We start from the raw sequence: 19,600 nt of genomic DNA, 5'->3' as shown, positions 1-19,600 counted from the left end.
CTCCCGCCGCCCCATGCCCGCGGGGCTTCCGACAGGATGTTCGGAACGCATAAGCATTGTGGAGGGGACAGCGCAGATGAGCTACAACCAGCCGGGCCCGTACGGGAGCCAGCCGCCGCAGGGCCAGCCCGGACCGTACGGCAGCCAGCCGCCGCAGGGTCAGCCCGGCCCGTACGGCCAGCAGCCGGGCCCGTACGGCGGTCAGCCGCCGCAGGGCGGCCAGCCGGGGTACGGCTACCCGCAGCAGGCCCCCCAGGGTGTTCCGCAGCAGCCTCAGCCGGGATACGGCTACCCGCAGGCCCAGCAGCCGGGCCCGTACGGACAGCAGCCCCAGGCCCCGTACGGCCAGGCCCCCTATGGCGGCCAGGTCCCGATGCCGCCGGCTCCGCCGAAGAAGAAGACGGGTCTGATCATCGGCGTCGTGGTCGTGGCGCTGGCGGTCATCGCGGGCGGGGCGTACTTCCTGACGTCGGGCGGGGGCGCGAGCAACAGCGATGTCGCGGACTCCACCAAGGGCTACAAGCTGACGCCTACTGCCTCCGTGGACGGCTACAAGAAGGAGACGACCGGTTCGTCGGCGTCCACGCCCATGACCGGCAACGACAAGGCCAAGGCTGAGGGCATGGGGATCAAGGATGCCCAGCAGGTGACAGCCCAGTACAGCTCGGGTTCGACGGACAACCCGCTGACCAACAAGGCCCTGACCCTGTCGGGTATCTGGGGGGACGTCACCGACCCGGCGAAGGTCATCGACAACTCCTTCAACAACACCGAGGCCGACATGAAGAAGGGCGGGAAGAGCATGGACATCCAGCTCGTCGGCAGCCCCAAGGCCGTGACACCGGCAGGGTTCACGGGCGCACTGATGAAGTGCCAGGACATGAAAGTGATCAACAAGGACGGCGACGGCACTGCCGCGAAGGGACCGAAGGAATTCGTGATCCCCATCTGTGTCTGGGCCGACTACAGCACGGTCGGTGTAGTCACCGGCGTCGACGTGGCGCTCTCCATGACGGGCAAGGGCATGTCCCAGGACGACGCGGCCGCCCTGACCGCCAAGCTCTACAACACGTCCCGCACCAAGATCTGATCGACCATATCGCATCAGCGAAGTAGTGGGTGCCCGAGCTGAATCGGGCACCCACCTACCCAAGGACCATTCTGAACTACGGTCGCACTGCAGCGCTACAAGCGCCAGCAACGTCCTGGGCGTTGCTTATGAGCTGGGAGAGCTCAAGGACGCAGAGGTACTTACTAGACCAAGTGTCATGACTGCACGCGTGCTTCACTTTCGCCCCCACAACGTACCCTTGATTGTGCATATAAGTCTCACAATTCGACGAAGTGGCACTTGCCGTTTCGGCAGTCGCAAGCGGAATCAAAATTGCCGCCGCAGTTACACTCACAGCCGTAAACGTGCGCTGGAATTTCTGCAACTTCATGAGTACACCTCGCCCCGATCGTGAAGCATGAGTGAACTTGATCGACGATCACATAAACACCATTAAGCACTCACCGCCAGGGGTCATCGCTCGACTGTCTTGATCTTGATGCTCTTCAACAGCGAATGGCGTGAACATGACGTGCAAATATGCATGGCTTCCAAAGCCGGACATATCGGAGAACGGTGTCACCATTGTGACGGCGACGCGGCAACCACCGCGCCAGGGGCGGCAAGTTCCTGAACCCTCCGGCATGTCGGCAGCCCTTGAGGCGATGCTGGATTGCACCCCGGCCGACATCGGAATGAGTGGCTTGCTGTGGACTCGCGCCTCGGTCCGCGCGCTGATCAAGCCGCTGTCCGGAGCGTCGTGACTGAGCAGAGTATGGGCAAGCGGCTGCGGTGGCACTGCTCTACTCGGCAGCGGCCCGCGCGTCGTTCCTTCGGCAGCAGCCCGCTCAGTTCCGGGCCTGCTTCGACGAAGACCGAACTGGCGTGGGTCGACCCGTGCAGACTAGGTCTATGCGGAATTCGACGTCTATCACTCCTGCCAGGGCTTCAGAGACACATTTCTGACCGCGGCCGGTATGTCAGTTCCCCGCCGATCGCTTCGAGGTAGGCCGACATCGTCGCCGTATCCAGGCGCAACCCACCACGCTCGATCTTGACTGATCCATCCCTGCGTCACACCCATCGCCTTCGCGACCTTGTAACCGAGTCATACCCTGCACTCTCCGGAGAGAGGCCAGCTCATGACCTCTGGCATCACCCATTTCGCTCTTGATGGCATCGATTCGGGTGCTTCGCCAGCGTGACGCCGCGGTCTGCCGAGCTTCATCAGTTGTCCCCCTTCTCCCCACGGCTTCAAGGTAAGCGGCGCGCCTGCCATCAGGCGCTTCGACGGCCTTCGGGTAACGGCCCTCCACTGTCGGCCGCTCGTCTTATTTCCTGCAACGAGAATGACTGCCGCGGCACTGGGCCGAAGACGAAGGGCATCCGGATATTGACCGCGCTGCCGTTGCACGGCTGAAGTTCGCACAAGTCGCGGAAGCGACTGCCCTCTATGGCACGCACCGTCGGGCGCCGACGCCTGGAGGCACTCCGGGACGGCGATAATGTGATCGTGGCTGTTCGGGTCCCTCTTAGTCAGCGCGCGAATCCACTTCAGAACCTCTACGAAGAATCTGAGTTCGGAGGGACTGTCCACAGCGGGAAATATCACCACCGACTAAAATATAACCGCCAAGAAGAAGGCGCCCGGCCAGTCACCTGGCCGGGCGCCCCTTCATGTACGTATCGCAGCCGCTACGCGGACTTCTCGTGCCGTCCGTCGTCGTTCTTGCCGATCGTGCGCGGCTCGCGCGGGACCAGCGTCGGGTTGACGTTGTTACGGACCACGTCCGCCGTGATGACGACGCGGGCGACGTCCTTGCGGGACGGCACCTCGTACATCACGGACTGCAGGACTTCCTCCATGATGGCCCGAAGACCACGCGCCCCGGTGCCGCGCAGGATCGCCTGGTCGGCGATCGCCTCCAGCGCGGGGCGGTCGAAGTCCAGCTCCACACCGTCGAGTTCGAACAGCCGCTGGTACTGCTTCACCAGTGCGTTGCGCGGCTCGACGAGGATCTGCAGCAGCGCCTCGCGGTCCAGGTTGTGGACCGAGGTCAGCACGGGGAGGCGGCCGATGAACTCGGGAATCATCCCGAACTTCACCAGGTCCTCCGGCATGACCTCCTGGAACTGGTCACTCGCCTCGATCTCGCGCTTGGAGCGGATCGTCGCGCCGAAGCCGATGCCCTTGGCGCCCGCCCGGGACTCGATGATCCTCTCCAGGCCGGCGAAGGCACCGCCCACGATGAACAGCACGTTCGTCGTGTCGATCTGGATGAACTCCTGGTGCGGGTGCTTCCGGCCGCCCTGCGGCGGTACGGAGGCGGTGGTGCCCTCCAGGATCTTCAGCAGGGCCTGCTGGACGCCCTCGCCGGAGACATCACGGGTGATCGACGGGTTCTCGCTCTTGCGGGCGACCTTGTCGATCTCGTCGATGTAGATGATCCCGGTCTCGGCCTTCTTGACGTCGTAGTCCGCGGCCTGGATCAGCTTCAGCAGAATGTTCTCGACGTCCTCGCCGACATAGCCGGCCTCCGTCAGCGCCGTCGCGTCGGCGATGGCGAACGGAACGTTGAGCATGCGGGCCAGCGTCTGCGCGAGGAGCGTCTTGCCGGAACCCGTGGGGCCCAGCAGCAGGATGTTGGACTTGGCCAGCTCGATGGCGTCGTCCCGGCCCTGCGCGCCGGCGTTCTCGCCTGCCTGGACCCGCTTGTAATGGTTGTACACAGCGACCGAGAGGGCCTTCTTCGCGGGCTCCTGACCGACGACGTACCCCTCGAGGAACTCGTAGATCTCGCGCGGCTTGGGGAGTTCCTCCCACCGCACCTCGGAGGTCTCCGCGAGCTCCTCCTCGATGATCTCGTTGCAGAGATCGATGCACTCGTCGCAGATGTACACACCGGGTCCCGCAATGAGCTTCTTCACCTGCTTCTGGCTCTTTCCGCAGAACGAGCACTTGAGCAGGTCGCCGCCATCACCGATGCGTGCCACGAGGTGCTTCCCCTTCGCCTGGGAGCAGCTTGGTGCAGCGGCTCCTGGTGCCTCTATCCGACGGTACCTTGCCTGGCCCCCCGTTCGGGCCCCCCTTGGCACGGTTCACGCGGTCACGACCGTGTGAACCGACCGTGCCAAGGGGTAAAGACCGACGTCAGGCCATCGCTCCGGCCGCGCTCTTGCGGGTGGAGACGATCTGGTCGACGAGACCGTAGGCGAGGGCATCCTCGGCGGTCAGGATCTTGTCGCGCTCGATGTCGTCGCGGATCTTCTCCAGCGGCGTGGTGGAGTGCTTGGCCAGCATCTCCTCCAGCTGGGTGCGCATCCGCAGGATCTCGTTGGCCGCGATCTCCAGGTCGGAGAGCTGCTCACGGCCCGTCTGCGAGGACGGCTGGTGGATCAGCACACGGGCGTTGGGCAGTGCCATGCGCTTGCCGGGTGTACCGGCGGCGAGCAGCACGGCCGCGGCGGAGGCCGCCTGGCCCATGCAGACCGTCTGGATGTCCGGCTTCACGAACTGCATCGTGTCGTAGATCGCGGTGAGCGCGGTGAACGAGCCGCCGGGGCTGTTGATGTAGATCGAGATGTCGCGGTCCGGGTCCATCGACTCCAGGCACAGCAGCTGCGCCATGACGTCGTTGGCGGAGGCGTCGTCGATTTGGACGCCGAGGAAGATCACGCGCTCCTCGAAGAGCTTCGCGTACGGGTCGTACTCACGCACACCCTGCGAGGTGCGCTCCACGAAGCGCGGCACGATGTAGCGGTTGTCCACCTGCGGGCCGGTGTAGAGACCGCTCGCGGAGGCGCCGGGGAAGTTGTTCATGTGGGTGTTCACCATCCTGGTGGCGTTCTGGGGGCTGGGGCTGCGGGCTGGGCGGACAGGGCTCAGGCCCCGGTGCCGCCGCCGCCCGGAACGCCCGAGGCGATCGTGATGATCTCGTCGATGAGGCCGTAATCCTTGGCCTCCTCCGCGGTGTACCAGCGGTCGCGGTCACCGTCGCGAATGATCGTCTCCACGGTCTGACCGGAGTGGCGGGCGGTGATCTCCGCCATCCGCTGCTTCGTGCGGAGCAGGTACTGCGCCTGGATCTTGATGTCCGACGCGGTACCACCGATGCCGGCCGAACCCTGGTGCATGAGGATGTCGGTGTTCGGGAGCGCGAAGCGCTTGCCCGCGGTGCCACCGGTCAGCAGGAACTGGCCCATCGAGGCCGCCATGCCCATACCGATGGTGACCACGTCGTTCGGGATGTACTGCATGGTGTCGTAGACCGCCATGCCGGCCGTCACCGAGCCACCGGGGCTGTTGATGTAGAGGTAGATGTCCTTGTCCGGCTCCGCGGCAAGGAGAAGCAGCTGCGCCGTGATCTTGTTGGCGATGTCATCGTCGACCTGCTGACCGAGGAAGATGATGCGCTCGCCGAGCAGTCGGCTGTAGACCTGGTCGCCGAGGCCACCACCGAGGGACGGCTCTCCGGCGGCGTAAGGCATCAGATTCGTCACGTATCCACCTGCTCGTCTCTGACGGCTCCGGCCGTCTCAGCGTCTTCGTACCGGGCGGGCGGGGGCTCCCCCACCCTTCCTATTCATGGACCCTAACGCGCAGGTGGGACAACGCCATCCCGCTTCCGCAACTGTTCGCTGGGAGCGCAAGCTGAGCAGTGCGCACAAGGGTTGTGGGGGTCGGCCACCGATACGACGACGGGCTCCGGACGCTTAGCGTCCGGAGCCCGTCGTGCGGGTTCAGCGCGAGGCTCAGGCCTCGGTCTTCTCCTCGGCGGCGGCCTCGGTACCCTCGGCGGCCTCGACCGTCTCGACGGCCTCTTCCTCGTCGTCCTCGAGCTCGACGAGCTCACCGTTGGTGTCGACGACCTTGGCGGCCTCGACGACCACGGCGAGCGCCTTGCCGCGGGCGACCTCGCCGACGAGCATCGGCACCTGGCCGCCCTCGACGACGGCCTGGGCGAACTGGTCGGGGCTCATGCCGGAGGAAGCAGCGCGCCGCATGAGGTGCTCGGTGAGCTCCTCCTGGTTGACGTTCAGCTTCTCCTTGTTGACGAGCTCGTCCAGGATGAACTGGGTCTTGATGCCCTTGATCGCCTGCTCGGAGGTCTCGGCCTCGAACTCCTCGAGCGTCTTGCCCTGGATCTCCAGGTACTTCTCGAGGTTCAGACCCATCTGGCCGAGCTGGTGGTGCTCGAGGTTGTGCTTGCGGGTCTGCACCTCGTCCGCGAGCAGCTTCTCGGGGATCGGGACCTCGGCCAGCTTCAGCAGCTCGTCGAGGACGCGCTCCTGGGCCTGGGTGGCCTGGTCGTACTGCTTGGTGTTCTCGAGGCGCTTGCGGCTGTCCGCCTTCAGCTCGTCGAGGGTGTCGAACTCGCTCGCCATCTGGGCGAACTCGTCGTCCAGCTCGGGGAGCTCACGGGCGGCGACAGCGGTGACCTTGACGGTGACCTCGGCCTCCTTGCCCTCGGCCGAGCCACCCTTCAGCTCGGAGGTGAAGGTGGCCTCGCCGCCCGCCTCCAGCCCGGTGACGGCCGCGTCGATGCCGTCGAGGAGCTCGCCGGAACCGATGGTGTACGAGACACCCTCGGCCACGCCGTCCTCCAGGACCTCGCCGTCGACCTTGGCCTGCAGGTCGATCGTGACGACGTCGCCCTCTGCGGCGGCGCGCTCGACCGGGTTGGTGGAGGCGAAGCGGCCACGGAGCTGCTCCACGGCCTTCTCGACGTCCTCGTCGCTGACCTCGAGGGCGTCCACGGTGACCTCGATGCCGGAGTAGTCCGGGATCTCGATCGCGGGGCGCACGTCGACCTCGGCGGTGAAGGCCAGCAGCTCGCCGTCCTTCAGCTCGGTGATGTCGACCTCGGGCTGGCCCAGAACGTTGAGCTCACCCTCGTTGACAGCCTCGGTGTAGAACTTCGGGAGGGCGTCGTTGACGGCCTCCTCCAGCACGGCACCACGGCCGAACCGCTGGTCGATGACGCGGTTGGGGATCTTGCCCTTACGGAAGCCCTTCACCGTGACCTGCTGGTTGATCTTCTTGTACGCCGCGTCGAGGCTGTCCTTGAGCTCCTCGAAGGGCACCTCGATGCTGAGCCGAACCCGAGTCGGGTTCAGGGTCTCCACGGCGCTCTTCACGGTTCGGTCTCCTTGGTGGCTGACTTCTTGGGGTTCTGCTCGGCCACCGGACAGCGGCTCCGCGGATCGAGCCCGGTACATCAGACACACGGGCACGCAATTTGCATAGTAACGGCAAGGGGGATGACTCCCACAATGCGATCTTGCCTGTGGTCGGGGTGGCCGGATTCGAACCGACGACCTTCCGCTCCCAAAGCGGACGCGCTACCAAGCTGCGCCACACCCCGTCGGTGCGACACGTAGGGTACATGCAGACCGGCAGTGCACAGACCGCTTTACGGGGGCGGCGTGGATTGCGGCACCCGGTGCCGCCATGAGGTGTGCGGACAACGACCGCGACCCGCTACGATGCTCCTCGTGCCGCGGTCCGAGGACCTGTGGTGCTTGCGGGCGTAGCTCAATGGTAGAGCCCTAGTCTTCCAAACTAGCTACGCGGGTTCGATTCCCGTCGCCCGCTCCATGCCACTCAGGGCCAGGTCAGAGGTTCATCCTCCAGCCTGGCCCTGATGCATTTCCGATCTTCTTTCCGACCTATGTGCCCGCTGCGTGCCCGTTCGGGTTGGGATCTTGCTTTCGAGCCTGCTCGACGACCGCACTCACTGCCTGACCGATCAGCCGTTCCCGCTCGGCCGTGGCGTGCTGGTAGATCAACGCGGCACGGGCGGTGCTGTGGCCCATCCTGGTCATCAACTCACGAGTGCTGGCACCGGTCGCGGCAGCGAGGGTGTTTCCGGTATGGCGAAGATCATGAAAATGCAGGCCCTTGATCCCGACCTGATCGCACGCCTTGCGCCACAGCTTGCCGAAATGGTTCCGGCGAGGTGTCGCCTTCTTGGCCCCGATGAAGACCCGACCGTCCGGCCCCGGCTCAGCGAACACGGCGAGATGCGTGGCCAGATCGCTGACGATCACGGCTGGGATCGCGACCGTACGCTTGCCCGCCGTGCTCTTGGGCTCCTTCACCAGCTGCTTGCCGCTGTGGAGTTCGGCCACATTCCGGCGCACCCGTAGGGTTCCCGAGTTGAGGTCGATGTCACGGCGGGACAGCCCGATCAGCTCGCCCCAGCGAAGCCCTGTGAAGGCCGCCAGGAGGACGAGGGCGCGGTAGCGAGGCTGGATCGCCCCCGCAAGGTCATAGACCTCCTGAACAGTCGCTGTGGGCCGCTCAGGAGTAGGTGCAACGCTCGCCCTCTTGACGCGGCAGGGATTGCGTCGGATGAGTCGGTCCTCCACAGCGGTCATGAGCACGGCCCGCAGGAGCGCGTACGACTTAGCCACCGAGGAAGCGCCGGCACCCGCGTCCAGTCGAGCGACACGCCAGGCCCGGACCATGGCGGGAGTGATGTCGCCGAGGGCGACGCCGTCGAAGGTCGGCGCGAGGTGGTTCCGGAGGAGCGACCGATACAGGTCAGCGGTCGACGCACTGATGCCCCGCTCTGTGATCCAGGTCGAGGCGTACGAGCCGAAGGCGACCCGAGCGGCATCCGGGTCGGTCCAATCCCCCGCACGCAACTCAGCTTGGCGTTCGGCCAGCCAGTCGTCCGCTTCACGCTTCGTGCGGAAGGTGTGCGGTGCTGGGCGATCGATGCCATCCAGTCCCGCATAGCGAGCCTGGTAGCGCCCTGAAGGCAGCTTACGAACACGGCCGAACGACCGCTTCTTGACCGCCATCAGGCCACACTCCTCAGCCGACGCGCCGAAGGCACAACCGTGTTGGCCTCGATGAAGGCAGAGACTGCGCGTTCGGAGATGCGGACGTGTCGGCCTACCTTGACGTACTCGATCCGGTGCTCCTCGATGAGCCGCCGTGGGAAACGGACGGTGGTGCCGAGGAGTTCGGCGACCTGGTCAACAGTGAGCAGCCGTTCCATGGTCACCACTCCCCCACGGTGTCGAAGGCTTCCAGTTCGGTGCGGTTCTCTCGCGCAAGTTCGCGGTTTTGCCTGATCTCGTTGGCGATGGAGGCGGCGAGCCAGGATTCGCCAGGGGTGTAGCCCTGTCCGGCGTACTCCCAGTGCGCGATGACCAGCGTCGTGCCCTCTCCCGAGCCCTCTGCCATGTCGTCGTCCTGGTCGAGGTCGGGCAGGCCCTTCTCCCGGCGTTCTTGCTGGGCCCGCCAGTCGGCCCGTGCTCCGCGCAGGGCCCCGAGGGTGGTCGAGTAGCGAGGTGTCTTGGTCGAGAAGTGGCCGCGGAAGCCGAGCATGTGGGACCAGTGGGCGAGCAGCCGGTCCGGGTAGGCGGTGTCCAGGTCCCAGCAGGCTTCGATCAGGCGCCGGGTGTGGTCGGGCAGGCCGGGGTGCATGTCGAGTTCGCGGAGCTCGCCAATGCGGCGGTCGAGGGTGCCGGTGGTCTCTGCTGCCTTGGTGGCGTACTTGGCGACGTAGGCGCCCACGGCCTGTTCGCTGACGTCGGTCTGGCCTTCAAGTAAGCCGATGGGCTGCACGTCGATCTGTGTTCCCCAGCGCAGGATCCGGGCGGGGAATCGGCCGGCAGAAGGGACGGGAACCGTGGCGCGTGCTGCGGCTGCCCGGATCGCGCCGTCGAGGAGTTCGACGGTGGCCCAGGCCGGGGCCGGGGTGTCGGGCCCGTCCGGTCCGTCGATGCGGATGACCGCGTGGAAGTGGACCGCGCCGCGCTTTTGGAACTCGGCGACCTTCCCGAACGAGACCCGCGCCTCTTCCTTGCAGGCCGCCTGCGTCAGTCCGGCACGGGCGGCGACCTCACGGCGCAGGTAGATGGTGAAGCGCTGCCACAGCGCTCCCGCGTGGTTGTTCCACAGCACCGCCCCGGCGTAGTCGTAGCGCTCCGGATGGATGGCTGTACCGAGGGCGGGATCGTCCTCGCGGTGGGCAATGCCGCAGCGGCAGCGGCCGGAGTCGGGCCGGTTGTGGACCGGGCCGAAGGACGGGGCGGTGAGGGTGGCGAAGACGCGGGGGCGTTCGGCCACCGTGTCGGGGATGCCCTTGCCGCCAACGAGTCCGGCCATGATCAGGTGGTAGGTGTCCCCCGCGTAGGTCCAGGCGCAAGACGGGCAGCGCGAGGCACGGCGGTTCCCACAGGCGATCCGCAACCGCCCGCCCGGTTCACTGCTGGTCGAGTACTCGAAGAACTCCCCCGTGCGCGTGTCCACGGTCTGGGAATGGCCGCTCAGATGAATGGGCTGGGCACAGCCACCGGTCCGCCGCACCTGTTCCTTCCAGCGCTCGAAGCGCGGGGAGTTGGCAACGCGCAGCATGTCGACCAAGGTCATCGGATCAACACCCACGGCAGCCGCGGTGTCAGCCACGGCCGCCGAGGACAGCACAGGAAGGGTCACGCAGCCACCTCCCCGAGCCGCTCGGTGAGGCCCTCGATCACCGACTCCAGAGCCGTCAGCCGCTCATTGAGCGTGGACACGACGGCGGACCGGGTGAAGCCCAGCTCGGCCGGGGTGGCGCGGAAGACAGCGCAGAGCAGGACCTGATACGTCTGCCCCGGGCGGTGAGTGTCGTTCTCCCAACGGGAGACGAAGACCTTGAGCGAGTTCTCGGCCGCGATGTCCCAGCCCCAGTGATCAGCCAGAAGCATCAGCGCCCGCACCACCTTGACCTGCGACCACCCCCGAGCCAGCCGGGCACGACCCAACGGCGTATCCGGAGCCCGCAGCACAGGCGGCTGGACCGGACGGCCCGACGGCTGAACGGGAGCGGGACCAGTGACGAGAGGAACGATCGAGGCATTCATGCGGCCACCGCCTCAGTCAGAGCGGGAAGCGGCTTACCGGTCTCCCAGTCGAACGGCGCGGCCACCGGGCAGCGCTCCCGGCCACGGACGTTGTGCACCAGGACGCCGATGCCGTCCACGTGGATCCAGCCCGCACCACCGGCGACCCCACACGCCTGGCACGGCGAGGCCTCGTAGACGACACCGTCCTCGGTGCGGGACAGCGGAGCGGATAACGGTGCAGGGTGCAAGACGACGAGCGTCGCGGGCATGATGGAAGCTCCCTTCGAGGGACGGGAGCGGCGTATCTGCTTGGCGGTAGGGCGCCGCTCCTGACCAACTTCTCTAACTTCTCTTGTGTTATCTAGATTAGTTGGTGCATCAAAGAGCGCAAGCCCCCGGGGCAGACTTCTTTAGGTCACTTAGATAACCTGGGGATGTGACTGTGACCCCGGACGATCCCCGCAGCGCCTACACGCAGGTGGCCGACGACCTTCGTAGGCAGATCGCGAATGGTGCGCTGATGGCCGGCCAGCGGCTCGACGGCAACGCCAAATTGGCCGAGCGGTACGGCGTAGCAGCCATGACCGTCCGGCACGCGTTGGGAATCCTCCGCGACGAAGGCTTGATCGTCAGTCAGCAGGGACGCGGAACCTTCGTAGCCAGCGACCCGCCCGGCGGCGGGAATGAACTGGACGGAGCCTTGGACACCGAGCTTGCCGAGATCAAGGCCGCCTTGAATCTGATCAACTCGCGGCTTGATCGCCTCGAAGGGCACCTCGGCGATCAGCCTTGACGGAGGCCGACAGCCGATCGACTCGCTGCCCCGCCTCTACCAGCTTCTTCCGGATCTCGTGCAACTCCACGAGTAATCGCGCCCTGTCTGCCACCCGCACGGCGGCGACCTCCTTTCCGTCCTAACGGATCAGCCGAGCTTCATGTGTCCGGCCAGGCGCCGGATCTCCTCCGCGTGCGAGTTCCTGTTGGCAGACCGAAGGTCGTCCACGAGGTTGCGTGCAACCGGGCGATTCCGAACATGCTGGGGTGCGACCGCGTCAGCATGAAGGATGGACTGCGCCGCGTCTTCGCTCTTCCCGTTCATCATCTGGCCAGCCGCAGTGCAGACCCAGAAGTGCGACTTCCGTTCGCCTGAGGCGATGCGCATGACGTCCACCAGCTCAGACCGCGAAAGCACGTCACGAGGGTGCCCGAGCTCCAAACTGACCTCGACGCTGTGGATCTCAGTGTTCACCGCGTTGAACTGAGTCTGGAAGACATTCCCTTCAGGAGGCAGACCGGCAGCTACCCGGCGCGCCTCCTCCAGGTGGGATTCCGCCTCTGCCCGATCCCAGAGGCGAGACCACGCCACGGCGGCCCGGAGGTGCATGGCGCCCCAGAGCGACCGGATGCTCTCATCGGCAGCGCCGAGGTCAGGTTCAAGGTCGTCGAGCGCCCGCAGCGCCATATCTCGAGCCGCGGTGACTTCCCCTTCATAGAGCCAGACACCGCAGAGGTCCCATCGGGCGGCAGCCCGGAGGGTCGGAGACTCTGCCCGCTCAGCCGCAACCAGTTCCCTCTGAACCGCACTCCAGCCGAGATCATGATGACCGAGAAGGTTCGAGGAAACCCGGGCCATGTGGCTCGCGCGAAGCATCAGCCCCTCAGCGCGCCGGAGGTCATCCCCCTCAGCGGTGTCACACGCGACGATGAGGTCTCGGATGATCTGGGGAAGGACGTCACCAAGGGCCGTGAACTTTGCGTCTTGGCGGAGCCGCTCCGCCGCCAGCACCCGGGACGAGACATCATCCAGGGACGGCGGTTCCAGCGAGCTCAGGAGAAGGGCACCTCCGGGCATGGTTGCCTGCTGGAGGGCGAGGCGAAGGCCGGGAATCGCGGCGTGTCCGGAGTCGAGCTCCGAGCCGTCATGGCGATATGGCTGGCCGGTAAGTTCGATGACCTCGACGCCAAGGGCTTCGGCAAGCTGGCCAACGACGCTCATACGGTCGAGCGGCAGCCTCCCGGTTTCCACCTTCGAGACCCAGCTGACCGAGCGACCAACAGCGGCGGCCAATCGCGCCTGATCCCATCCAAGTCGGCGACGTGCTCGCGCCACCCTTTGCCCCGTGCTCAGATCGGCCCCCACCATGGGCTCCCTTCGACGCTTTGAAGGTACCCATACCCCAGAAGAGGCACTGTCAGAAAAAGTGCCAGTGGATGCACGAAGTGCCCACGCCCACAGAGCTGTTACAGGTTTCTCTACCTCATCAAGACCCGCGCACGGCGCGGGTGCGCGCCGCCTCAGCGGCGCGGCCTGCCTCTGTCTTCGCCCCGGCTGGCCGCGCCAGGCGGCGCGCTACGTGCTGCGGGCTAAAGCGAGAACTCATCCGCGAGGCAAGAACATGCCTCCGGCGGGGGCGCTCAGACTCCGGGATGGGAGGGGCGCCGTTTGCGGGTGCCGGCGGATTCGTGGTGAGCGTGGTGGGCTCCCATCCCGACCACCTTCGACCCAGGCAGAGCCGAGCAGTCGCGGTCCAGGGCGTCAAGGTCGTTCGTACGGTGGCGCGCTCCACCTTGACGCCCTGAACCACGCCCGCTCCACGGTGTGTGGGTCGAAGGCGGACGGGATGGGAGCTGGGGTGACTGGTGGGTCGAGGCGGGGGGTGCCCCTATGTGTTTGGTCAAGGTGGTGGAGGTGGTCCGTGGGTGGGTGAGGATGTCGGGCATGACGACCTGGTTCCGGACCTACTTCGAGGACGAAGACCTGTGGCAGTACTTCGAGGCCGATGACGAGGGCTGGGCAGTGCGCCACGTTGATGTCCAGGGGTCGACCTCGCGCCCGGTGACAGCGGCCTCCCTGGAGGAGGTGCTGCACTTGCGTGACCACGCCGATCTTGCCGCCATGGGCCGCTATGAACGGCAGTACGGCGTCCTCGCCGAGGGCACCCTGGATGGCTGGCAAGAGGCGCCGCATGCAAGTGAGATCTCGGCAGAGGAGTTCGAGCGGTTGTGGGCTGAGGCAAGGCGAACTCTTGAGAGTTCACGCTGATGGGGCGGGTTGAGGTTCGTAAAAGGTGCCGTCTCGGAGCATCGCGAAGATCACGTCGGCTCGTCGTCCGGCGAGACAGAGGAGAGCTTGGGTGTGGTGCTTGCCCTGGCTGATCTTCTTGTCGTGGTAGGTCCGGGAGGCCGGGCGCCCCATTGCGGGCCACCAAGAAGGTAACGGGGAGGTGTGGGGCGTCGACACCCACAAGTGCGCTACGATCCCACGCAGTTCGAAGCTCAACCCAAATATGCCGTGCGGGCACTCTCCGGCAAGAGAACGCGTGCCCCACGGCATCCGAGTGAAGGAGCCTCATGCCAGATGAGGAGCAGTCACCCATAACCCATGGCGTACGCAATAGGTTATGGCGCAGACGCTACACCAATCGTGTAGCTACACACAACAACCGACAAGCGACGACCCTGTCCAACATCGCGTCCCTGATCACGGCCGCAGCAACCCTCATCGGAGCTCTCACTCCGTTGATCAGCAAGATGATGTGAGCGTGCCCGCTACGTGCCCGAAGCAGAGGTACGCAGCGGGAAACCACGGGGACTTGCGGGGACCTGGCAGCTCAACCGCAGGTCAGCATCTCCGCAGGTCAGCACCCGTCCACGTACGGGGTCTTCCAAACTAGCTACGCGGGTTCGATTCCCGTCGCCCGCTCCATAGGTGGGCCCGGTTCGGCGAATTGCTCGTCGGACCGGGCCTTCTGCGTTCCGCGTCCCGCCTTCTGCGGTGCGGATCAGAAGCTGATGTGGTTGATGGTCTCCGCTATCGAGTTCATGAACCTGTTGATCGACGGCGCCATGCCGGTCGATGCCAGGAAGAAGCCGAAGAGCACCGCGACGATCGCGGGTCCGGCCTTGATCGAGCCGCCTCGGATCAGGACCACCAGGATGATCGCCAACAGAAGCACCACAGACAGTGAAATGGCCACGACTGATCACACCCTTGGTCGGTCCGCCTTGCCGGCCCGGAAGCGTGCGCCCGGGCACTCCTCCGTTACGTCCATCGTGCCACCAACTCCCCTGTGGTTGCTGCCAGGTGGCGAATCGAACTGTCGGGATCGCGCCATCCTCACGCCCCGCGTGCGCGGCGGCGGACAGGCCCGTCGACCCGCCCCGCCGGGGCTCCGCCCGGCAGCACGGGGCCATCCGCGGGCGTTGCTCAAAAAGCACGGGGCCGTGATCGTTTCCATATCCACACAGGTCTTTCACAGGCGTTCCGCCACCCCCGATGCGATGAAATTCACTCCATCCAACCGCCTGGCGATATGCCCCATTTAAGGAGGATCAATCGGGCCATAGGGGGCGGTTTTCGGTAGTTTCACTTTCGATTGGGCGGGAACACGCAATACCTGCGTACGGTTTTACGAATTCCAATCGAGGCGTCTAAGGTGCTTTAGATGTTCCACGCTCCGAACACATTTCAGAGGGCCCCGCTCCCCCCAGCGACCCGGGAGTCGGAGCCCAGGCGCCAGGGCGGCACCACCATCACCGCGACGCCCCCCGTACCGGTGATGAACCAGCCTTCGGCGACCGCGCCGACGAAGCGGCGTGACGCCTACTTCGACAACGCCAAATATCTGGCGATCGTGCTGGTCGCCGTGGCGCACGCGTGGGTACCGGTGATGGACGGGAGCCGGACCGCCCGTGCGCTGTACATGGTTGCGTACACGTTTCACATGCCGGCCTTCATCATCATCTCCGGCTATTTCTCACGCTCGTTCGACATGAGCGCCAAGAAGATGAAGCGCCTGGTCACCGGCGTCGCGGTGCCCTATGTGGTCTTCGAGACGGCCTACTCGCTCTTCAAGCGGTACGCGGACGACTCGCCGGACCATCCGATCAGCCTGATCGACCCCTGGTTTCTCACCTGGTTCCTGGCCGCGCTGTTCATCTGGCGGCTCACCACGCCCGTCTGGCAGGCACTGCGCCACCCGCTGCCGGTCGCGCTCGTCATTGCCGTGCTCGCGTCGTTCTCCCCCACGATCGGCGACGATCTCGATCTCCAGCGGGTCCTGCAGTTCCTGCCGTTCTTCGTGCTCGGACTCCAACTGAAGCCCGAGCATTTCCAGTTGATGCGTCGGCGTGAGGTGCGGCTGCTGGCGCTGCCGCTGTTCGCCGGGGCCATCCTGGTCGCTTACTGGGCGGCGCCGCGGATGCAGCTGGGGTGGTTCTACCGCAGCAACAGCGCCCCGGAGATGGGCGCCCCGTGGTGGTCGGGTGCGGTGATGACGCTGACGATGTTCGGCTGCGCGCTGCTGCTCACCATCGGGTTCCTGGCATGGGTGCCGCGTCGCCACATGTGGTTCACCGTGCTGGGCGCCGGGACGATCTGCGGCTATCTGCTGCACGGTTTCCTGGTCAAGGGTGCCGGCTACGCCGGGTTGTTCGACCGGTACGAGTGGCTGGCCTCGCCGGGCGGACTGGTCGTGGTCTCGCTGGTCGCGGCCGGCGCGGTGACGCTGCTGTGCACGCCGCCGGTGCGACGGATGCTGCGTTTCGTGACCGAGCCGGACATGGACTGGGCGTTCCGGCGGGACGCCGCCAAGCTCTGAGGGGATCAGCCCTCCGTGGTGTTGGCCGGATCCGGCTGTTCGGTGGGCGATTCGTCGGCGCTGAGTCCGAGCAGCGCGCGTACCTGCGCATATTTCGCGGTCAGCCGGGTACGCGTCGCCGGGTCCAGGACTGCGAGGCGGGTCGGGTCGGCGTTGTGGGCGAGGTCGGATTCCTTGATCAGCAGGGCGCCCGGAGTGGCGAGGATGCGCCGGGTGTACGCCGCCAGGTCCTCGCCGTCCCGTTTGGTGACGGCGAGGACCATGTCCTTGACCTGCTGCGGCAGCGCGGCGGCCGCCAGCCACGCGGCGGACAGCACGTCGTCCTCGACCGCGTCGTGCAGCCAGGCGGCGGCGATCTGGTCGTCGCTGCCGCCCCTGGCCCGTACACCGTCCGCGACGGCGGCGAGGTGTTCGGCGTACGGGCGTCCCGCCTTGTCCTGCCGGCCGGCGTGCGCGCTGCGGGCGATCGCCTCGACTTCGGTCAGGGTCAGGGGTGTGCGTGGCGTGGGCATGGGACGACTCTACGGACGGGCGGTCGTCCGGCGCAGGGCCGCGTGGACGGGCATCGTCATGACGGCCGGGCGCCGAGTGCCGGCCCTGGCTCCGTACGGTTCAGGCCCGGCGGGACAGCAGCAGCAGCGCCCGGTCGTCGTTGACATCCTTCGCGCACGCCTCGATCAGATGCCAGGCCGCGCCGTCGAAGCCGGTGACGACATAGCGGTCGGCCTCGCCGGTCAGCCGGTCGATGCCCTCCGCGATGTCCCGGTCGGACGCCTCCACCAGGCCGTCCGTGAAGAGCATCAGCACATCGCCGGGGGCCAGTGAGCCCTTCACCGCGTCGAACTGTGCCCCGTCGTACACCCCGAGCAGCGGGCCCTCCGCAGCCTTCTCCTCCCACTGGCCGCTGCCCGCGTGCAGTTGCAGGGCCGGCGGGTGGCCCGCGGAGAGGAGCTCGTAGTCGCCCGAGTCCAGGTCCAGCACCAGATGGATGGAGGTGGCGAAGCCTTCGTCCCAGTCCTGGCGCAGCAGATAGGCATTGGCCGCGGGCAGGAAGCCGTGCGGGGGCAGCGAGCCGAGCAGGCCGCCGAACGCGCCGGACAGCAGCAGGGCGCGGGATCCCGCGTCCATGCCCTTGCCGGAGACATCGGTGAGTACGGCCTCCAGGGTGCGGCCGCCGTTGGTGCGGGCCGCGACGACGAAGTCGCCGGAGAACGACTGGCCGCCCGCCGGGCGCAGCGCCATCTCGCGGTGCCAGCCCTGCGGCAGCCGCGGCAGGGCGCTCTGCACCCGGATGCGTTCGCGCAGGTCGAAGAGCATGGTGCCGCCGCGCCGCCACGGCACGCCGACCCTGGCCCGGAACTGGGCGAGGATCAGTCCGAAGAAACCGCAGGCCGCGACCACCAGCACGGTGCCTGGGGTCACCCGGGCCGGCCCCTCCGAGTACGGGCCGAGCGCGATCGACTCCACGATCAGGGCTGCGGCGGCGGTCGCGTACAGCCCAAGCAGGCTGGCCGGGCGCAGCAGCAGACCGCCCGCGACGATCGGCAGGACGAGCGCGGCCGGTGCGCACCACACCGCGTTCAGCAACGTGCCGCAGGTGATGGCCGGGACAGTCAGCAGCAGACCGGCCAGGGCGATCCAGTCGGAGCCGTCGCCGCGGAAGTAGTCGACGCCGGATTTGCGCAGCGCGATGCGCGCCCGGTGCGCCGATTTCTGCAATCGGGCCGGGTACGAGTCTGCTCCTGCGCGACGGGCCATTGCGGGGACCTTATCCACACGAGCACCTCAGGTGCAGGGGGACCCCTGTGACAATGCGTTCGAAAACGGGTCGCCCGTCTGCCGTACCCCTGGTAGGCATGGCATATGACTACTGAGCTGCGGGTGTTGCGTCCGTCCGAATGGAACGAATGGTTCGGGAGCCTGGAGCTCGCGTTCGGCGGCGTCGCCGACTCTCCGGAGGAGCGCGAGCTCTGGGAGGCGCTGACCGAGCACGAGCGTTCGATCGGTATCTGGGACGGCCCGGACGTGGTCGGTACGGCGGGGGCCTTCAGTTTCCGGCTGGCCGTGCCCGGCGGCGCCCTGGTGCCCGCGGCCGGCGTGACGATGGTCGGTGTCGCGGCCACGCACCGCAGGCGCGGACTGCTGACCTCGATGATGCGGCGTCAGCTCGACGACGTGCGGGCGCTGGGCGAACCCCTCGCCGTACTGACGGCCTCGGAGCCCGCGATCTACGGCCGGTTCGGGTACGGGGCGGCCACGAAGCAGATGTCCCTGGAGATCGACACGGACCGGGTGCGGCTGGCGGTGCCGGACGGCACGGACGAGGTCCGCCTGCGGTACGCCAAGCCGGACGAGGCGACCGCTGTGTGCGAGGGCGTGTACGAGCAGCTGGTGGCGGGGCGGCCGGGAACGCCGGCACACGGTCCCGGCTGGGAGCGGAGGGCGCTGATCGACCCGGCCAGCGCCCGACGGGGGGCGTCGCCGCTGCAGTGCCTGCTGGCTGAGCGTGCGGGTGAGGTCGTCGGGTACTCGACGTTCCGCATCAAGCCGGACTGGGACGCGGCGGGCCCCAAGGGCCGGATCGCCGTGGACGACCTGTCGGCGCTGGACCCGGCGGCGAACGCGGCGCTGTGGCGGTTCCTCTTCGAGATCGACCTGACGTCGACGGTCGAGGCGCGGAACCGGCCGGTCGACGATGCGGTTCTGCATCTCGTCTCGGACGTGCGCCGGTGCAACATCAAGCTGCGCGACTCGCTGTACGTACGGCTGGTGGAGCTGGGCGCGGCGCTGGAGGCACGGACGTACCGGGCTGCGGTGGACGCGGTGTTCGAGGTCGAGGACGCGTTCTGCCCGTGGAACGAGGGGCGTTGGCGGCTCACGGCAGACACGAAGGGGGGCGCGTCGTGCAGGCGGACGGATGATCCGGCAGATCTGGCGCTTTCCGTACGGGAGTTGGGGTCGGTGTACCTGGGCGGCGAATCGCTGGTCTCACTGGCGCGGGCCGGGCGGGTACAGGAGCTGCGGGCGGGTGCAGTGGAGGAGGCGGCGTCGGCGTTCTCGGGGATGGTGGAGCCGTGGCTTCCGCGGGGGTTCTAGCAGAGGGGTG

At 66.7% G+C, this 19,600-nt stretch carries 18 protein-coding genes, 2 tRNA genes and 1 pseudogene; 6 read left to right on the top strand and 15 right to left on the bottom strand.

All coding sequences use genetic code 11. The features are described 5' to 3' along the window. Window positions 1-76: 76 nt before the first annotated feature. Window positions 77-1,090: a hypothetical protein gene (locus ACIA8E_RS06410; protein WP_399295174.1), complete on the top strand. Its 1,014-nt coding sequence runs from the start codon at window positions 77-79 to the stop codon at window positions 1,088-1,090. A gap of 1,656 nt (window positions 1,091-2,746) precedes the next feature. On the opposite strand, the gene clpX is transcribed toward ACIA8E_RS06410, so the two are convergent. The 5 genes from clpX to ACIA8E_RS06385 all read right to left on the bottom strand — a co-directional run bounded on the left by clpX (window position 2,747) and on the right by ACIA8E_RS06385 (window position 7,416). Then, window positions 2,747-4,045, bottom strand: coding sequence for an ATP-dependent Clp protease ATP-binding subunit ClpX (gene clpX / locus ACIA8E_RS06405; protein ID WP_399295172.1), 1,299 nt, complete (start codon window positions 4,043-4,045; stop codon window positions 2,747-2,749). A gap of 157 nt (window positions 4,046-4,202) precedes the next feature. After that, a complete protein-coding gene (locus ACIA8E_RS06400) occupies window positions 4,203-4,886 on the bottom strand; it encodes an ATP-dependent Clp protease proteolytic subunit (protein ID WP_030921266.1) in 684 nt (227 codons plus the stop codon). Between the two features lie 47 nt (window positions 4,887-4,933). Continuing rightward, a complete protein-coding gene (locus ACIA8E_RS06395) occupies window positions 4,934-5,539 on the bottom strand; it encodes an ATP-dependent Clp protease proteolytic subunit (protein WP_018551584.1) in 606 nt (201 codons plus the stop codon). 264 nt (window positions 5,540-5,803) lie between these two features. Continuing rightward, window positions 5,804-7,189 (bottom strand): trigger factor, encoded by a 1,386-nt coding sequence (gene tig / locus ACIA8E_RS06390; protein ID WP_399295170.1) that lies wholly within the window; start codon window positions 7,187-7,189, stop codon window positions 5,804-5,806. A 150-nt stretch (window positions 7,190-7,339) separates the two neighbouring features. After that, window positions 7,340-7,416: transfer RNA gene (locus ACIA8E_RS06385), tRNA-Pro, on the bottom strand. A 159-nt stretch (window positions 7,417-7,575) separates the two neighbouring features. Between ACIA8E_RS06385 and ACIA8E_RS06380 the strand changes: the two genes are divergently transcribed. After that, window positions 7,576-7,649 (top strand) — tRNA-Gly (locus ACIA8E_RS06380). A gap of 71 nt (window positions 7,650-7,720) precedes the next feature. On the opposite strand, the gene ACIA8E_RS06375 is transcribed toward ACIA8E_RS06380, so the two are convergent. From ACIA8E_RS06375 to ACIA8E_RS06355, 5 genes are all read right to left on the bottom strand, one after another. Next, window positions 7,721-8,860, bottom strand: coding sequence for a tyrosine-type recombinase/integrase (locus tag ACIA8E_RS06375; protein WP_399295168.1), 1,140 nt, complete (start codon window positions 8,858-8,860; stop codon window positions 7,721-7,723). Next, window positions 8,860-9,060 (bottom strand): excisionase family DNA-binding protein, encoded by a 201-nt coding sequence (locus tag ACIA8E_RS06370; protein WP_277326186.1) that lies wholly within the window; start codon window positions 9,058-9,060, stop codon window positions 8,860-8,862. Before ACIA8E_RS06370 ends, ACIA8E_RS06375 begins: the two co-directional genes overlap by 1 nt. A gap of 2 nt (window positions 9,061-9,062) precedes the next feature. After that, window positions 9,063-10,475, bottom strand: coding sequence for a replication initiator protein RepSA (gene repSA, locus ACIA8E_RS06365; protein ID WP_399296018.1), 1,413 nt, complete (start codon window positions 10,473-10,475; stop codon window positions 9,063-9,065). A gap of 26 nt (window positions 10,476-10,501) precedes the next feature. Continuing rightward, on the bottom strand, window positions 10,502-10,756 hold the full coding sequence (locus ACIA8E_RS06360) for a hypothetical protein (RefSeq protein ID WP_399295166.1): 255 nt from the start codon (window positions 10,754-10,756) through the stop codon (window positions 10,502-10,504). A gap of 152 nt (window positions 10,757-10,908) precedes the next feature. Further along, entirely contained in the window at window positions 10,909-11,163 is a 255-nt protein-coding gene (locus tag ACIA8E_RS06355) for a hypothetical protein (protein WP_399295164.1), read from the bottom strand. Window positions 11,164-11,330: 167 nt separating this feature from the next. On the opposite strand from ACIA8E_RS06355, the gene ACIA8E_RS06350 reads away from it, so the two are divergent. Continuing rightward, on the top strand, window positions 11,331-11,687 hold the full coding sequence (locus ACIA8E_RS06350; protein WP_356320668.1) for a winged helix-turn-helix domain-containing protein: 357 nt from the start codon (window positions 11,331-11,333) through the stop codon (window positions 11,685-11,687). 129 nt (window positions 11,688-11,816) lie between these two features. On the opposite strand, the gene ACIA8E_RS06345 is transcribed toward ACIA8E_RS06350, so the two are convergent. Then, window positions 11,817-13,037, bottom strand: a complete 1,221-nt coding sequence (locus tag ACIA8E_RS06345) for a multiprotein-bridging factor 1 family protein (RefSeq protein WP_399295162.1) — start codon at window positions 13,035-13,037, stop codon at window positions 11,817-11,819. A gap of 576 nt (window positions 13,038-13,613) precedes the next feature. Here ACIA8E_RS06345 and ACIA8E_RS06340 point away from each other — a divergent pair. Then, window positions 13,614-13,937: a hypothetical protein gene (locus ACIA8E_RS06340; RefSeq protein ID WP_399295160.1), complete on the top strand. Its 324-nt coding sequence runs from the start codon at window positions 13,614-13,616 to the stop codon at window positions 13,935-13,937. Here the strand turns inward: ACIA8E_RS06340 and ACIA8E_RS06335 are convergent. Together ACIA8E_RS06335 and ACIA8E_RS06330 are read right to left on the bottom strand one after the other, a co-directional pair. Further along, window positions 13,929-14,084: pseudogene (locus ACIA8E_RS06335) on the bottom strand (IS110 family transposase); the annotation flags it as partial. The gene ACIA8E_RS06340 and the pseudogene ACIA8E_RS06335 sit on opposite strands and share 9 nt — an antisense overlap. 592 nt (window positions 14,085-14,676) lie before the next feature. Next, window positions 14,677-14,871 carry a hypothetical protein gene (locus ACIA8E_RS06330; RefSeq protein ID WP_030921275.1) on the bottom strand — a complete coding sequence of 65 codons (195 nt, stop codon included), beginning with the start codon at window positions 14,869-14,871 and terminating at the stop codon, window positions 14,677-14,679. 468 nt (window positions 14,872-15,339) lie between these two features. Here ACIA8E_RS06330 and ACIA8E_RS06325 point away from each other — a divergent pair, with 468 nt between their 5' ends. Continuing rightward, window positions 15,340-16,494: an acyltransferase family protein gene (locus ACIA8E_RS06325; RefSeq protein ID WP_399295158.1), complete on the top strand. Its 1,155-nt coding sequence runs from the start codon at window positions 15,340-15,342 to the stop codon at window positions 16,492-16,494. Between the two features lie 5 nt (window positions 16,495-16,499). On the opposite strand, the gene ACIA8E_RS06320 is transcribed toward ACIA8E_RS06325, so the two are convergent. After that, window positions 16,500-17,006 carry an HD domain-containing protein gene (locus ACIA8E_RS06320; RefSeq protein WP_399295156.1) on the bottom strand — a complete coding sequence of 169 codons (507 nt, stop codon included), beginning with the start codon at window positions 17,004-17,006 and terminating at the stop codon, window positions 16,500-16,502. A gap of 100 nt (window positions 17,007-17,106) precedes the next feature. Further along, a complete protein-coding gene (locus tag ACIA8E_RS06315) occupies window positions 17,107-18,252 on the bottom strand; it encodes a PP2C family protein-serine/threonine phosphatase (protein ID WP_399295154.1) in 1,146 nt (381 codons plus the stop codon). A gap of 105 nt (window positions 18,253-18,357) precedes the next feature. Here ACIA8E_RS06315 and ACIA8E_RS06310 point away from each other — a divergent pair, with 105 nt between their 5' ends. Further along, a complete protein-coding gene (locus tag ACIA8E_RS06310; RefSeq protein WP_399295152.1) occupies window positions 18,358-19,590 on the top strand; it encodes a GNAT family N-acetyltransferase in 1,233 nt (410 codons plus the stop codon). Window positions 19,591-19,600: the final 10 nt, after the last annotated feature.

Origin of the sequence: Streptomyces sp. NPDC051664 (assembly GCF_044453545.1) — a bacterium.
Lineage (GTDB): Bacteria > Actinomycetota > Actinomycetes > Streptomycetales > Streptomycetaceae > Streptomyces.
Note: the sequence above shows the minus strand (reverse complement) of the source record. Positions and strands in the feature narration are given on the sequence as shown.

Excerpts from the sequence above, each read along its gene's own strand:
- ACIA8E_RS06355 (WP_399295164.1), bottom strand. The coding sequence starts at position 11,163 with ATGCCCGCGACGCTCGTCGTCTTGCACCCTGCACCGTTATCCGCTCCG.
- ACIA8E_RS06410 (WP_399295174.1), top strand. The coding sequence starts at position 77 with ATGAGCTACAACCAGCCGGGCCCGTACGGGAGCCAGCCGCCGCAGGGC.
- ACIA8E_RS06320 (WP_399295156.1), bottom strand. The coding sequence starts at position 17,006 with ATGCCCACGCCACGCACACCCCTGACCCTGACCGAAGTCGAGGCGATC.
- ACIA8E_RS06375 (WP_399295168.1), bottom strand. The coding sequence starts at position 8,860 with ATGGCGGTCAAGAAGCGGTCGTTCGGCCGTGTTCGTAAGCTGCCTTCA.
- ACIA8E_RS06400 (WP_030921266.1), bottom strand. The coding sequence starts at position 4,886 with ATGGTGAACACCCACATGAACAACTTCCCCGGCGCCTCCGCGAGCGGT.
- ACIA8E_RS06340 (WP_399295160.1), top strand. The coding sequence starts at position 13,614 with ATGACGACCTGGTTCCGGACCTACTTCGAGGACGAAGACCTGTGGCAG.
- ACIA8E_RS06345 (WP_399295162.1), bottom strand. The coding sequence starts at position 13,037 with ATGGTGGGGGCCGATCTGAGCACGGGGCAAAGGGTGGCGCGAGCACGT.
- ACIA8E_RS06370 (WP_277326186.1), bottom strand. The coding sequence starts at position 9,060 with ATGGAACGGCTGCTCACTGTTGACCAGGTCGCCGAACTCCTCGGCACC.
- ACIA8E_RS06315 (WP_399295154.1), bottom strand. The coding sequence starts at position 18,252 with ATGGCCCGTCGCGCAGGAGCAGACTCGTACCCGGCCCGATTGCAGAAA.
- ACIA8E_RS06310 (WP_399295152.1), top strand. The coding sequence starts at position 18,358 with ATGACTACTGAGCTGCGGGTGTTGCGTCCGTCCGAATGGAACGAATGG.
- ACIA8E_RS06395 (WP_018551584.1), bottom strand. The coding sequence starts at position 5,539 with ATGCCTTACGCCGCCGGAGAGCCGTCCCTCGGTGGTGGCCTCGGCGAC.
- ACIA8E_RS06360 (WP_399295166.1), bottom strand. The coding sequence starts at position 10,756 with ATGCTTCTGGCTGATCACTGGGGCTGGGACATCGCGGCCGAGAACTCG.
- ACIA8E_RS06325 (WP_399295158.1), top strand. The coding sequence starts at position 15,340 with ATGTTCCACGCTCCGAACACATTTCAGAGGGCCCCGCTCCCCCCAGCG.